Annotated in this window: 18 protein-coding genes; 16 read left to right on the top strand and 2 right to left on the bottom strand. The window is 37.5% G+C overall.

The features are described from left to right. Nucleotides 1-319: 319 nt before the first annotated feature. The 16 genes from ureE to ACINWC743_RS20965 all read left to right on the top strand — a co-directional run bounded on the left by ureE (nt 320) and on the right by ACINWC743_RS20965 (nt 11,997). The gene (ureE, locus tag ACINWC743_RS21040; RefSeq protein ID WP_009586934.1) at nt 320-802 is read left to right on the top strand and encodes an urease accessory protein UreE; all 483 of its coding nucleotides are present in this window, start codon (nt 320-322) and stop codon (nt 800-802) included. Next, on the top strand, nt 789-1,454 hold the full coding sequence (locus ACINWC743_RS21035; RefSeq protein ID WP_005031668.1) for an urease accessory protein UreF: 666 nt from the start codon (nt 789-791) through the stop codon (nt 1,452-1,454). The genes ureE and ACINWC743_RS21035 overlap by 14 nt, the downstream gene beginning before the upstream one ends. Nucleotides 1,455-1,520: 66 nt before the next feature. Beyond that, the gene (gene ureG, locus ACINWC743_RS21030) at nt 1,521-2,135 is read left to right on the top strand and encodes an urease accessory protein UreG (protein WP_009586876.1); all 615 of its coding nucleotides are present in this window, start codon (nt 1,521-1,523) and stop codon (nt 2,133-2,135) included. A 51-nt stretch (nt 2,136-2,186) separates the two neighbouring features. After that, a complete protein-coding gene (locus tag ACINWC743_RS21025) occupies nt 2,187-2,753 on the top strand; it encodes a HupE/UreJ family protein (protein ID WP_009586903.1) in 567 nt (188 codons plus the stop codon). A gap of 50 nt (nt 2,754-2,803) precedes the next feature. Continuing rightward, nucleotides 2,804-3,673, top strand: a complete 870-nt coding sequence (locus ACINWC743_RS21020) for an urease accessory protein UreD (RefSeq protein ID WP_035301548.1) — start codon at nt 2,804-2,806, stop codon at nt 3,671-3,673. A gap of 5 nt (nt 3,674-3,678) precedes the next feature. Continuing rightward, nucleotides 3,679-4,299, top strand: coding sequence for a hypothetical protein (locus ACINWC743_RS21015; protein ID WP_009586905.1), 621 nt, complete (start codon nt 3,679-3,681; stop codon nt 4,297-4,299). A 17-nt stretch (nt 4,300-4,316) separates the two neighbouring features. Then, on the top strand, nt 4,317-4,619 hold the full coding sequence (gene ureA / locus ACINWC743_RS21010) for an urease subunit gamma (RefSeq protein WP_004830684.1): 303 nt from the start codon (nt 4,317-4,319) through the stop codon (nt 4,617-4,619). A gap of 29 nt (nt 4,620-4,648) precedes the next feature. Beyond that, complete coding sequence (locus ACINWC743_RS21005; protein ID WP_009586889.1) at nt 4,649-4,972, top strand: urease subunit beta; 324 nt, start codon at nt 4,649-4,651, stop codon at nt 4,970-4,972. Continuing rightward, nucleotides 4,972-6,672 carry an urease subunit alpha gene (ureC, locus tag ACINWC743_RS21000; protein ID WP_009586925.1) on the top strand — a complete coding sequence of 567 codons (1,701 nt, stop codon included), beginning with the start codon at nt 4,972-4,974 and terminating at the stop codon, nt 6,670-6,672. The genes ACINWC743_RS21005 and ureC overlap by 1 nt, the downstream gene beginning before the upstream one ends. A gap of 148 nt (nt 6,673-6,820) precedes the next feature. Continuing rightward, nucleotides 6,821-7,414, top strand: a complete 594-nt coding sequence (locus tag ACINWC743_RS20995; protein ID WP_009586930.1) for a lysozyme — start codon at nt 6,821-6,823, stop codon at nt 7,412-7,414. Between the two features lie 80 nt (nt 7,415-7,494). Beyond that, entirely contained in the window at nt 7,495-8,076 is a 582-nt protein-coding gene (locus tag ACINWC743_RS20990) for a histidine phosphatase family protein (RefSeq protein ID WP_009586906.1), read from the top strand. 17 nt (nt 8,077-8,093) lie between these two features. After that, nucleotides 8,094-9,149, top strand: a complete 1,056-nt coding sequence (locus ACINWC743_RS20985) for a hypothetical protein (RefSeq protein ID WP_009586908.1) — start codon at nt 8,094-8,096, stop codon at nt 9,147-9,149. Nucleotides 9,150-9,229: 80 nt separating this feature from the next. Next, on the top strand, nt 9,230-10,213 hold the full coding sequence (gene puuE / locus ACINWC743_RS20980; RefSeq protein WP_009586942.1) for an allantoinase PuuE: 984 nt from the start codon (nt 9,230-9,232) through the stop codon (nt 10,211-10,213). A 66-nt stretch (nt 10,214-10,279) separates the two neighbouring features. Then, nucleotides 10,280-10,786: a 2-oxo-4-hydroxy-4-carboxy-5-ureidoimidazoline decarboxylase gene (gene uraD, locus ACINWC743_RS20975; protein ID WP_009586896.1), complete on the top strand. Its 507-nt coding sequence runs from the start codon at nt 10,280-10,282 to the stop codon at nt 10,784-10,786. 24 nt (nt 10,787-10,810) lie between these two features. Next, nucleotides 10,811-11,131 carry a hydroxyisourate hydrolase gene (gene uraH / locus ACINWC743_RS20970; protein WP_009586892.1) on the top strand — a complete coding sequence of 107 codons (321 nt, stop codon included), beginning with the start codon at nt 10,811-10,813 and terminating at the stop codon, nt 11,129-11,131. A 143-nt stretch (nt 11,132-11,274) separates the two neighbouring features. Further along, complete coding sequence (locus tag ACINWC743_RS20965; protein ID WP_009586877.1) at nt 11,275-11,997, top strand: outer membrane protein OmpK; 723 nt, start codon at nt 11,275-11,277, stop codon at nt 11,995-11,997. A 148-nt stretch (nt 11,998-12,145) separates the two neighbouring features. Here ACINWC743_RS20965 and ACINWC743_RS20960 read toward each other — a convergent pair whose 3' ends face one another. Both ACINWC743_RS20960 and alc read right to left on the bottom strand, forming a co-directional pair. Next, complete coding sequence (locus ACINWC743_RS20960) at nt 12,146-12,640, bottom strand: ureidoglycolate lyase (RefSeq protein WP_009586935.1); 495 nt, start codon at nt 12,638-12,640, stop codon at nt 12,146-12,148. A 4-nt stretch (nt 12,641-12,644) separates the two neighbouring features. Beyond that, nucleotides 12,645-13,652 (bottom strand): allantoicase, encoded by a 1,008-nt coding sequence (gene alc / locus ACINWC743_RS20955; protein WP_009586863.1) that lies wholly within the window; start codon nt 13,650-13,652, stop codon nt 12,645-12,647. Nucleotides 13,653-13,746 lie beyond the last annotated feature (94 nt).

Here is a 13,746-nt window from a genome sequence, read left to right as displayed (position 1 = left end):
TTGTAGCCATTGTCGCAATTCGATAATTGCATTTAAATTTGATTAAATATCTGTTATTTCAATATTTTGTGAAATACACATATTTTTTTTATGGTTTTATTTTGTAATCTTAACTTTTCATTTCAAAATACTGGATAATTTTATAAAAAATATGAATTTCATTTTATCGTTAAAGTTTTAAATATGCTGTCATTGATCTAAACAAAACAAAAATTGGCATGATAAATGCATTAATTTAATGCAAAGCAATATGAATGAATAAATTTTTGGCATCAATTTGGAACATTTTAAATGTGATGTCTAATCAAAGTGGATGAGCATGAAAATTTATACACAACGTTTAGAAAGCATACACCCAGATAAGACAGTAGAAAGTGTAGCGCTCACTTTTGATACTCGGCAAAAGAGCCGTTTTCGTGCAACTTTGAATAATGGGCACGATATTGGTGCAGATTTACCAAGAACAGGTATTTTGCGTAGTGGCTCTTATATCGCAACTGAACAAGGAGAAGTGCTGAGAATAGATGCAAAACCTGAAAAGTTGATGCAAGTTATTGCGGCGAATAGTTTTGATTTATTAAAAGCGGCTTATCATCTAGGTAATCGCCATGTGCCTTTAATGCTGACCCCAACGGCACTTTACTTTGAACCAGATCATGTGCTCGCTGAAATGATTATAGGGCTAGGGCTGACTGTTAATGAAGTTGAACATCCGTTTGAGCCTGAAAGTGGGGCTTATGCACAACATCAGCATGATCATCGTTTAAGCCCAATTAAGGCTTTGCATCATGTCCATCACTAATGCAACGCAATTACTCAGCTTACTCACGCTGTCATCTACAGCTTTGCCTATTGGTACCTATTGCTATTCGCAAGGTGTAGAAAGTGCAATTGAGCAAGGCTTAATTCATGATGAAGTGTCAAGTATTGCTTATTTTAATGAAGTGTTAGAGATGTTGTTGGTGCGTTTTGAATTGCCGATTTTAAAACGCTTGATGCAACACTATTCGAATGATGAACAGTTTTTAGTCTGGGCGAATTTTTATCGAGCCAGCCGTGAATCCAAAGAATTGTTGGCTGAATCACAGCAATTGGCATTTTCCTTAAATGCATGGATTCGAGATGTGCTTTTGCAAAAAGTTGAAGTGAAAAAGCAATTTGGTTTTGTCCCTGTCTATGCACATTTATGTGGCAGTCTAAAACTGAATTTGCATGATGTACTGACCGCTTACACCTTCACTGTTTTAGAAAACCAAGTTCTTGCAACGGTAAAGACTGTTCCACTTGGACAAATGAGTGGACAAAGAATTTTATGGCATCTACACAGTTTAATTCCTCAAGCAATAGAACGAGCATTACAACTTGAAGATGATGAATTGAGCAGTGCTTTACCTAACTATGCGATGTTAAGTATGTCGCATGAAACGCAATATTCACGATTATTTAGATCATAGTTAAACACATACTGATTAAAGTATCTTTTTGATAACTCAGTATCATGCACAAAAAAAGGAAAAATCATGACAGAACGTAGCCCTTTGCGTGTCGGAATAGGTGGACCTGTAGGCTCGGGAAAAACAGCCTTAACTTTAAATCTCTGTTTAGCATTGCGTAACAAATACAATATGGCTGTGGTGACCAATGATATCTACACCAAAGAAGACTCCAACTTTTTAACACGTCATGAAGCCATGTCGCCTGACCGAATCGTAGGTGTTGAAACTGGGGGCTGCCCACATACTGCAATCCGTGAAGATGCTTCCATTAATCTTGCTGCAATCGATGATCTATGTGAAAAGTTTGATGGACTGGAGCTGATTATTATTGAAAGTGGTGGTGATAATTTAGCAGCTACATTTAGCCCAGAATTATCAGATTTAACCTTGTATGTAATTGATGTTGCAGGCGGTGAGAAGATTCCGCGCAAAGGCGGACCAGGAATAACCAAATCAGACTTATTGATTATTAATAAAACAGATTTAGCACCGATGGTTGGGGCAAATCTTGACGTCATGGATCAAGATGCAAAGCGTATGCGGGGTGAAAAACCATTCTTGTTTTCGAATATGAAAACGCAAGATGGTTTAAATCAAATCATTGATTTTATTGAAAAACAGGGCTTATTTAAAGCTTAATTCATAGATTAAATATTGTAAAAAGTTAATAAAAATTGAAGGAGAATTAACATGCGTTTAATTCAGAAAAGTTCGATTACACTGATCGCATATATCCCTGTTTTGGCTTTGGCTCATCCTGGGCATGATCATCACACAGGCTTTTGGGCTGGTTTTATTCACCCATTTACAGGTTTGGATCATTTGATGATGGCAATCGCTTTTGGCGTGTTGATGTGGACAGCGAACCAGCGTTGGAAATTATTTGGTTTGATTGGTCTTGCCATCGCAATGGTCGCAGGCTTTATGATTGGCAGTCAAGATCTAATTCCGTCATCAGTTGCTGAATATGGCATTATCGCTTCTTTGGTTTTATTGGCGATCGCATTGTGGACCAAATCCAATCAAGCCTTGCCTATTGTAGCTGTGTTATTGGCAAGTTTTCACGGAGTCGCACATGGCACAGAATTAGGTCAATCTGGTCATGCCAGTCTTTTAGTTTTGGGTATGGTCACAGCAATGGCACTGATTTATGCAGGTGGATTAGGCATTGGTGCATTGATTAAAAAATATGTACCTTATGGCAAGCAGATCATTGGCACATTGGCAGCATTAGTCGCTGTGATTGGATTGGCTTGATGTTCAATAAACCTTTAAAAGCCTTTGATGTATAAAATGTATAAATGGTCATGACAAATTTAATTACCCAACCATGCCATGATTCTTTGTGGTATGCCAAATTAGAATTGGGCTTTAAGGTACAGGCTGATCGAACCGTACTGAGTCATCGCAAGCATTATGGTCCTGTACGTGTTCAAAAAATGCTTTGGCCAGAAAGAACAGGAATTTGTCATGCCATTATTGTTCATCCGCCTGCGGGTATTGCAGGCGGAGATCATTTAACCTTTGATATTCATGTGGGTGCTTCCGCACATGCATTGGTCACTACGCCGGGCGCAGGAAAATGGTACCGAACCAATGCCAAACAGGCATTCCAGCATATTTTTATCCACGTAGAAAATGATGCAGTTTTTGAATGGTTGCCACAAGAAACCATGTTGTTTGATGGTGCGAATGCGCGCTCAGAAACCATTATTCAACTTGATTCACGGGCGAGTTTCATTGGTTGGGATATGTTGGTGATTGGGCGACAGGCACGTGAAGAAAAATTTCAAACAGGTGCTTATAAAAATCAATTTAAACTGAAACGCAATGAACAATTATTGGTCGCAGATACATTGCATTTTAGAGGCGATGATCGTTGGTTAAGTTCTAGTCTAGGAATGAATCATTATGCGGTGATGGGGAGTTTTTGGGCTGTAGCCCCTGAACAGTTTCGTTCGAGTTTTTACTTGGATCAACACATCGACTTAATCCGAGAATTGATCATGAGAATGAATCTACCCGTCACTTTAACCTTACTGGGTGATGTGGTCTGTGCTCGTTATCTTGGGGATGATGTTCGACATTGCCATGATGCTTTTGCTGCAATTCGTGCCAAATTAAGACGTTTTTGGTTTAATTTAGATGAAGAATTTCCAAGAATTTGGCGAACGTAATCATTATGATAAATGAGATTAAAGATATACTATCACTTATAGAGAATCCAATTGTAGCTACAGTTTTAGTAATAATTGCACTTGGGTTTACATTTTATAAATATTTTCAAACGATAAAGAGAGATAATTTTACCTTACACAAGGAAAGATCGGATTTAGTAGAAAAATTTATTAAATCACTTTCATCAGATGTCCATAATGATCGATTATTAACGGAAGAATTATTTCAATCTTTGTGGGGATCAACAAAAATTAGATATGATGAAATACTATTTTTAATGGGATTAAATAGCCCTAAATATTTTATTTTATTATATGTAAAAGCTAAGGGCTTTGTTGAAATTGAAAATAAAGAAATTAAAGTCCAAAAAAAATATAATAGACATTTGACAGGATTGATCAAAGAAGAAAACAAAATTAAGCGATCTTATTATTTTTTCGCCACAATATTTTCAATTGTTTTATCAACATCAATGTTCATCAACCGCCCTGAAACGATTCCTGATCTTTTAATTATTATAATTTTCCTTTGTATATGCATGATTGGAATGTTATTTGCATTATTAGAAGTCTCTAAAATCTATGCAGCGCAAAAAATTATCGATGAATGGAAGATTAACTTATAGATATTTAGGAATAAATCATGGAACTCAACCCTACAGAAAAAGACAAACTTCTGATTTTTACCGCTGGTTTAGTTGCAGAAAGACGTAAAGCCCGTGGATTAAAACTGAACTACCCAGAATCGATTGCTTTTATTTCCGCAGCATTGCTTGAAGGGGCACGTGATGGCATGACGGTCAGCGAACTGATGCACTATGGTACGACATTACTCAGTCGTGAAGATGTCATGGATGGTGTGGCAGAGATGATTGCTGAAGTACAGGTTGAAGCAACTTTTCCAGATGGCTCAAAGTTAGTCACCGTTCATCAACCGATTGAATAAAATAAAATTCTAAATTTGGGAGTAAGACGATGATACCCGGTGAAATGATCACGCCTGATAGTGATATTGAAATGAATGTTGGACGAGAAGTCTTAAAAATAAGTGTAGCAAATCTAGGCGATCGCCCGATTCAAGTCGGTTCGCATTTTCATTTTTATGAAGCAAATGATGCTTTGCAATTTGATCGAGAGCGTGCCAAAGGCTTTCGTTTGAATATTGCCGCAGGCACGGCAGTACGCTTTGAACCGGGGCAAAGTCGTGATGTTGAAATCGTTGCACTTGCAGGTAAACGTGAAGTATATGGCTTTGCAGGTCGCATCATGGGCAAATTAGACCAACAGGATAATGAATAATGAAAATGTCACGTCGCGCATATGCTGAAATGTTTGGTCCTACACTGGGAGATCGTGTTCGATTAGCAGATACTGAGCTATTTATTGAAGTTGAACAGGACCTAACCACCTATGGTGAAGAGGTTAAATTTGGTGGTGGTAAAGTCATTCGTGATGGTATGGGGCAGTCACAACTGTTGGCAGATCAGGTTGCTGATACGGTGATTACCAATGCTTTGATTGTCGATTGGTGGGGAATTATCAAAGCAGATGTTGGCTTAAAAAATGGTCGAATCTGGAAGATAGGCAAAGCAGGTAATCCTGATATTCAGCCAGATATTACCATTCCACTAGGTGCGGCAACTGAAGTTATTGCAGGTGAAGGGCAAATATTAACAGCAGGGGGAATAGACACACATATCCATTGGATTTGCCCGCAGCAAGTCGAAACAGCATTGATGTCAGGAACGACTACAATGATTGGCGGTGGTACAGGTCCCGCAGCAGGAACTTCAGCCACAACTGTAACCCCAGGTCCGTGGCATATTGCGACGATGTTACAAGCGATAGATGACTTACCTATGAATATCGGTTTATTGGGCAAGGGGAATTTGAGTCAGCCTGCACCCATTGCAGAACAGATTCAAGCCGGTGTGGTTGGGCTGAAACTTCATGAAGACTGGGGTTCTACACCAGCTGCAATTGATAATTGCCTAACTGTCGCAGACGAGTATGATGTACAAGTTGCGATTCATACCGATACTTTAAATGAAGGTGGTTTTCTTGAAGAAACATTAGCCGCTTTTAAAAATCGTACAATCCACACGTATCATACAGAAGGTGCAGGTGGTGGACATGCACCTGATATTTTAAAAGCCATTGGGCAAGCGAATGTTTTGCCATCTTCTACTAACCCAACACGACCTTATACAATCAATACCATTGATGAGCATTTAGATATGCTGATGGTCTGTCATCATTTAGATCCAGCAATTGCTGAAGATGTTGCTTTTGCAGAAAGCCGTATTCGTCGGGAAACAATTGCCGCAGAAGATATATTGCAAGATCTCGGTGCTATCTCGATGATGTCATCGGATTCACAGGCGATGGGACGTGTGGGGGAAGTGATTTTAAGAACATGGCAAACCGCGCATAAAATGAAAGTACAACGTGGACCATTGGAGGGTGATAATCAATATCACGATAACAATCGTGTAAAGCGTTATATTGCAAAATATACCATAAACCCTGCGATTACTCATGGTTTAAGCCATGAGGTAGGTTCAGTTGAAGAAGGAAAGTTGGCAGATTTAGTGTTGTGGAAACCTGCATTTTTTGGGGTCAAACCATCGATGATTATTAAAGGTGGAATGATTGCTGCTGCGCCAATGGGCGATATTAATGCTTCAATTCCTACGCCACAGCCCGTTCATTATCGTCCGATGTTTGGCGCATATCCAAGAGGTGTTCATAATACCTGTATTACTTTCCTATCTCAGGTTGCGATTGATCAGGGTGTTGCAGAAAAGTTGCAACTGAAAAAGCTGATTTCGCCCTGTAAAAATACCCGAAATATCAGTAAAAATGACATGAAACATAATTGTTATTGTCCCGTCATGGATGTACACCCTGAAACTTATGAAGTTCGTGCAGACGGAGTTCATTTGACTTGTGAGCCTGCGGAAGTTTTACCGATGGCACAGCGTTATTTTCTGTTTTAATCATTATGGGTAAAAAGCTTAAAACTCCTTTTTAGTCAAAAAGGAGTTTTAAAAAAACATGACAACCAAACACCACTATATTTCAGCACAAAGCTCTGTATAGAATGTAGACCAAAGCTATGTCTCATCAATTTTCAGAGTCTTCTCCATGTCTCACTTTTGGTCCAAATGGTTTCAAGTCTTATTTAACAAAACACAGCATAAATCGAATAAACCTAAGGCTGATTACTCTAATTCAAATATCGGTATTGCTTTTGATTCTGATACCAATGTGATTGGTTTTGCCCAAGATAAAATCACTCGGATAAGTTCCAAAAGTGTTGATCTGATTTGTAGCTTTGAGGGCTTAAAGTTGAAAGCTTATGATGATGGAGTCGGTGTAATTACAATTGGTTATGGCACAACCCGTTATCCGAATGGAAAAGCTGTTCAATATGGTGATCAATGTAGCATTGAACAAGCTAAAAGCTATATGCAATTTGACCTGAAACGCTTTGAACAAGCCGTGAGTCGTGCTGTTCAAGTGCCATTGAGTCAAAATCAATTTGATGCATTGGTATCATTGGCGTATAACATTGGAATCAATGCTTTTCAAAATTCGACTTTATTGAAACGATTAAATGCATTGGAATATCTTGGTGCAGCTCAGCAATTCGATGTATGGATTAAAGCAGGTGGAAAAACTGTACAAGGTTTAGTCAACCGTAGAGCGGTCGAGAAAGCGTTATTTTTAAAACATTGATTGAATGTTTTTGCTTAAATGCTGAACATCAAAAAATATGAAGTACTTTTTATAATAAAACAAAGTAGAGCAAAGTTTAAATGAGTATTTATTTAATTCGCCATGCGCAAAGCTTAGGAAACGTTAATGGAAGAGTAGAATCGCATGCCAGTATTCCTTTGACAGAATATGGACATCAACAGGCTCAAAATCTGGCGAATACTCTACCAAAAGCCAAGCAAATCTATATTTCACCTTTTTTGCGAACACGACTGACTGCCGAACCTGTTTTACTTCGGGATCAAATTACGCCTGAAGTTTTGAATATTCAAGAATTTTCATATTTATCAGATCGACGTTGTAGAAACACCACTTTAGAAGAACGTAAACCATGGGTAGATGACTATTGGAGTCGTGCCGATGTTAATCTAATCACAAGTGATGATGCTGAATCTTTTGCCAATTTTTATCACCGCGTGACAGATTTTATGCAACATTTAGATGCACTTAAATCGCATTACACCGATCAACATTTGCTGGTCTTTAGTCACGGTCAGTTTCTACAACTGTTAAAAATCATGATGGCACACAAGCAAGCATTGAGCTTAACATTGATGCGTGAATTTCGCTATGATTTACTCAATAATCAATTAGGCAATGCCGAGTTTTTTATTTACAAATAAAATATGAGAAGAACATCATGAAATCTATGATGAGAAAAATAGCTTTATTAGGATTACTGGGTGGTATATCGCTGTCCACATATGCAGATATTGTGACCTTAAAGGCGGATTTAACTCAACTTGCCCAACCACTGCAAACACAATGTAAGGGAATTGATTATTTGCCTCTTAAAGTGTTGGGTGAATTTTTAAAAAGTGATAACTCAGAAAAAATAGATGTTTATCAGATGGATGTTATTTTTGTTTCTGATTTTTTAGGTTATCTAGACAATAAAAATTGTGCCTTAGCTGCTTCTGACTTTACCATTGCTGGCGTTAAGATCTTGAACCAATATCGTGATTTATGGGAGAAAAACTTAGCTAAGGATAGAAAAGTGGTGAGATATGAAACTTATCTTGCCGCAGGCGAAGCAAGTTTGGTGAAATACAAATGGACGCACAATCCACAATACCTCGATGATGCCGATCATCTTTATAAGCAGTATCTTCAAACAAATGCAATAAGCAAACAACAGAAAGCACAATGTGGAAAGAAATGTTCAGATGATTTAGTGTATTTAAACCAAAAGCAATATTTTAGATTGTCTGATTATGCTTCGATTTCATATACATATCAGCAGCTTTTTGACGAGATTTATCGGCAATATTCTGATCAGGATCCAAATTTTACAGATGTTGAAAAAAGTCTAAATGCAGTTTTTGAGCGTACAGATCAATTTGAAGTGAATGCCATACAAACAACAGGATTAAAAATACTCGATAAGCATGTTGCTACATTGAATGAATTTAAAACTATTTTTAATTCAGGTGATAAAGATTTAATTGAAATATTTACTCAGCGCTTAGATCAATATCTTCAAAATAGAATCGTGAATAAATTATTAGATCCACAAATGGCTGAGAAAATTTATCAATTTTTAGTCAAAGAATTCACTGAAAATAACTCAAAAATGGTACCGAATCAATTGGCTGAAAATCAGCAGAGCAATTACAGTTTTCAAGTTGGGAAACACCAATATATTTTTAGTGGAGATAAAAAGCATTTGCAGTTAAGTTCTCAACCCATACAATAGCGCATCACGGAAATTGGCATAAAAACTGCTTAATCATTCACACTAAAAAATGATGATTGAAAAAGTTTAAGGCAGTTGCAGTGAATAAAACTTATTTACGTGGTCAAGCACTTATTGATCAAATTCAAAATGCTTCTTATTCACGGGATTTGATTGGCTATCACGGTTCAGTTCCTAAAGTGGAATGGCCCAACCAAGCTCGACTGGCAGTACAGTTTGTATTGAACTACGAAGAAGGCGCTGAAAACCATATTGAACATGGGGATGCTGGCTCTGAACAGTTCCTGTCCGATATTGTCGGTGCTGCAAGCTTTCCAGATAAACATATGTCTATGGATTCAATGTACGAGTATGGTTCTCGGGCAGGTTTTTGGCGCATTCATCATGAATTTCAAAAACGAAAGTTACCCATGACCATATTTGGAGTCGGGATGGCATTGGCGCGCAATCCCTATATTGTCAATGCGATCAAAAATGCCAATTATGATGTGGTTTCACATGGGCAACGATGGCTCAACTACCAAAATGTCGATATAGACACAGAACGTCAACATATGGATCAAGCGATCAGTGTGATTGAAGCATTATTTGGACAAGCCCCAATCGGTTGGTATACAGGTCGAGATAGCCCCAACACACGGCAATTATTGACCGAATTTCCGCAGATTAAATATGACTGTGATTATTATGGCGATGATTTGCCATTTTGGACGAGTTTAACCAATGCACATGGCGAAAGCCGACCTCATCTAATTATTCCTTATACCTTAGAAAGTAATGATATGAAATTCTGTGCACCAGCAGGTTTTAATAGCGGAGAACAGTTTTATCAATATCTCAAAGATGCATTTGATGTGCTTTATACGGAAGGCGAAACAGCGCCAAAAATGCTTTCGATCGGCATGCATTGCCGTATATTAGGGCGCCCGGGACGTTTTAAAGCACTCCAACGTTTTTTGGATTATGTTCAGTCACATGACAAGGTTTGGGTCTGTCGGCGTGGAGATATTGCAGAACATTGGTTTAAATACCATTCAGCGCAAGAGGCATCAACGCAATGTTAAAAATGAGCAGAAAAGCTTTAAAAAAGCGCTTCAATCTTTAGTCGTTTTGAATGATAGGTATAACTTGTGAATTTAAATGAATTTAATCAAATTTCAGAACAACAAGCTCAAGCAATGCTTAATCATTGTGTACAGATTCCACGTTGGACACAAGATATTGTCTCTATGCGTCCATTTACAAGTTTAGACGACCTTTTGGATTATGCCAAAAAACAGGCATTATCTTGGACTTGGGATGAGATTTTAACAGCGTTAAACAATCATCCTCGAATTGGTGAAAAAAAGGCTAAAGCGAATCTGACTGAACAAGAACATGAATTTTCCAATCGTGAACAATCTGCAATAAAACACAGCAGCGAAGTAGAAGATGCTTTATTAAAAGGCAATTTGTCCTATGAAAAAAAGTTTGGATTTCTGTTTTTGATTCGTGCTTTAGGTTTGGATCACAATGAAATCTTACAGGCATTGAAATACCGTTTGTTGAATGATGTTGAAACAGAACAACGCATCGTGAAACAGCAGTTGAGTGAAATCGCAATTTTACGTTTAACTCAGGCATTGTCTGAACATTAGAATTTGAGTCATAAAGGAAATCCGATGATTAGTAGCCATATTTTAGATACACATTTGGGAAAACCTGCAATAGATGTTGTGATCAAATTATTTGATGCACAAGAGCAACTGATTGCTGAGTCTAAAACGAATAATGACGGGCGTGTTGCAGATTTTAATTTAAGTGAGATACAAACGGGGCAATATCATTTAGTATTTTATACTGCTGATTATTTTAATCGCTTTGATTTAGATACTTTTTTTCCTAAAGTCGTGATTTACTTTTCTATAAATGACATTAACCAGCATTATCATATTCCTTTATTAATCAGTCCTTTTGCGTACTCCACTTATCGGGGAAGCTAAAGTATAAAATACATTTTATCAAGGACTTAAAGCTCATTTATTTGAGCTTTTTTATATATTTTTTACCAATTATAAAAATATTGGCTTTGTTTTTGCTTATCTATTGCGGTGTTTATCTTTGTTTCTTGTGGGGAATTTATAAAATGAAATTGACACAGTTTGCTGCGTTCACAACTTTGCTATGTACCGCACTTGGCACTCAAGCTGCTCCAATCTGGCAAGATTTTAGTATTACAGGGCTATATGGTAAAAACTATGAATTGATAGCTCGAGAAGATGACCAGTCTACGATTACTTTTGAATATGCGGCAAAATTGAAATATGGTGATTTTTTTGCATTTGCTGACCGCACCAATAATGACGTTTCAGGTAATGAAACTTATTTTGAAGTTTCACCACGCTTGAGCTTAGGGGCGATTTCAGGGCGAAAGTTAGAGGTTGGTCCTATTAAAGATGTTTTGATTGCAACTACTTGGGAAGGTGGAGAAGGTTTTAATAATTACTTATATGGGATCGGTGTGGATTTGGCGATTCCATATTTTCAATATGCCCAATTAAATTTTTATAAGGCGGATAATTATAAAAATACAGATGATGACTATCAATTGACTTTCGTTTTTGGTGTGCCATTTACAATTGCATCTGAAGATTTCTTGATTGATGGTTTTCTGGATTGGTCAACTGCTGAAGATGACCATGCCAGTGAGTTAAACTGGACCACACAATGGAAATGGAATGCGGGCAAACATATTTCACCCAATACTAAATTATATTTAGGTGTTGAATATTCGGTTTGGAATAATAAATATGGGATCTCAGGCAAAGATGAAAATAATGTCAGTGCATTGATTAAGTATCATTTTTAATGATTTAAATGCATTGAAGCCTGAGAAAAGGAATCGATGATACTGGTCTTTATGATAATTAAATTATGGTTTTATAGCGTTTGTGTCGCATAAATCTATGTTACTTTGGCTTATTACTGAACCCAATGGTTTAGCAATAAGCCGATGATTAAAAAGTTAACACAATATTTTCTTCGAATGGAAAGATATCACAATTATGACCTTCTCCAATACGATCGACCACGACAAAATCACTCGGTGCTTCGAGCGTCAATAATGGATGATGCCAAGTTCCTTTATGATAATTAATGGCTTGTTTTCCATTACTGATAAATGCATAAATGTGCGCTAGATCAGGCGTATTTTGGTCAAGTTGTGCTGCAACGACAATTAAAAAAGATTGACCATGTATCGGAATAAAGGCTTGTGAACCTTGAGGATGGCGTTCAAGCATTTTGATTGTACAGGGAACAGTTGTTTTTTGAATATTCCGAAAAATACTTAAACCGACTTGTCCTGTATTGGTCTGTGCTAAAGCTAAGGCGTGATATCGTTCGGTTAGCGCATTATTGATCGGAAAAAAATCATTGCCTTCACAGGAAATCACGTCACCAAAAGGTGCAAAAGCATCTTTGCTGAGTGGTTGAATTTGGATATAGTTCATGAGATCAGTCAATGATTTTCCCCCATAGACGAATCCGACTGATGCCCCCATCTGGAATCATGTTGACGCGGATATGAGAAATTTTTTCATGTTTTAAAATTTCATCGATGTATAGATGGATATGATCCATTTGCATATCTTGGGGATGTAATAAATACGTCCAAAACATACTTTGTGGAATTAATTGCGGGTCTGTCGCATTTTCAATATAAGTGGCTTGAATGGAGACTTGAGCAGGGTAATTGCCTTTAAAATGTGCAGTATCGATTTCAATTTTTTTAATCAAACCATTTTTGCCGAGTGCTAAAACACACCAATCAAAGCCAGGGGTTCGACGGCGTTTTGTTTCCCAGCCATCTCCCATATTGATTCCACGTCCTGGATTGATCAAATTACGAGGATGCCCAAAATGGGCATCACTATAAGCTATTACCCGCCCACCATTTTCCAATGCCAATAAATCTAAAGTTTGTGTTTGGTCTTGAATCTGAATACTCACTTCACCATAAACCCTAAAACGTGCAATGCCGCCATCTGGGAAAATATTTAATCGAACATGTGTAAAAATATCTTCACTTTTCACATTGAAGAGATGATGTTGGCTAGGTCCAAGTATAGAGTTGGCTAAAATGGGGTGCCACAGTGCATCATTCAGGTTCCCATTTGGTGCATAACATGCCTCTATAGCAGCCGATGCAGGGTAGTTGCCGGTAAAAAAAGTAGTATCTATGTCAAAGGCACTGATTTTACCTGCAACTCCCAATTCAATAATTGCCCAATCATAACCTGAATGACGCTTACGGCGGGTTTCCCAACCATCCATCCACTTACCGTGGTCATCAAATTTATCTTCGACAAAAACAGGCGCATCGAATTGCAACATTCGTGAAGCCTCAGCAAAAAAATCATCTGAACATTCAAGTACTTTTGCCCCAATTCGGGGATCTGCCAAATTTGTATATCGCTGTAAATGTGCAGGAAGTTCAAAACTTGGTGCAAGTAAAGTTGCCATATTTATTTACCATTCATATTACTATTCACATTAATAGAAGCGTTGTTATCAGTGACAAATATTTTATAAGCACTCATAAAAACAATATCTTATG

The organism is Acinetobacter sp. WC-743 (assembly GCF_000335555.1).
Lineage (GTDB): Bacteria > Pseudomonadota > Gammaproteobacteria > Pseudomonadales > Moraxellaceae > Acinetobacter > Acinetobacter bereziniae.
The sequence above is the reverse complement of the archived record's forward strand: the minus strand, read 5'-3'. Positions and strand labels throughout refer to the sequence as shown.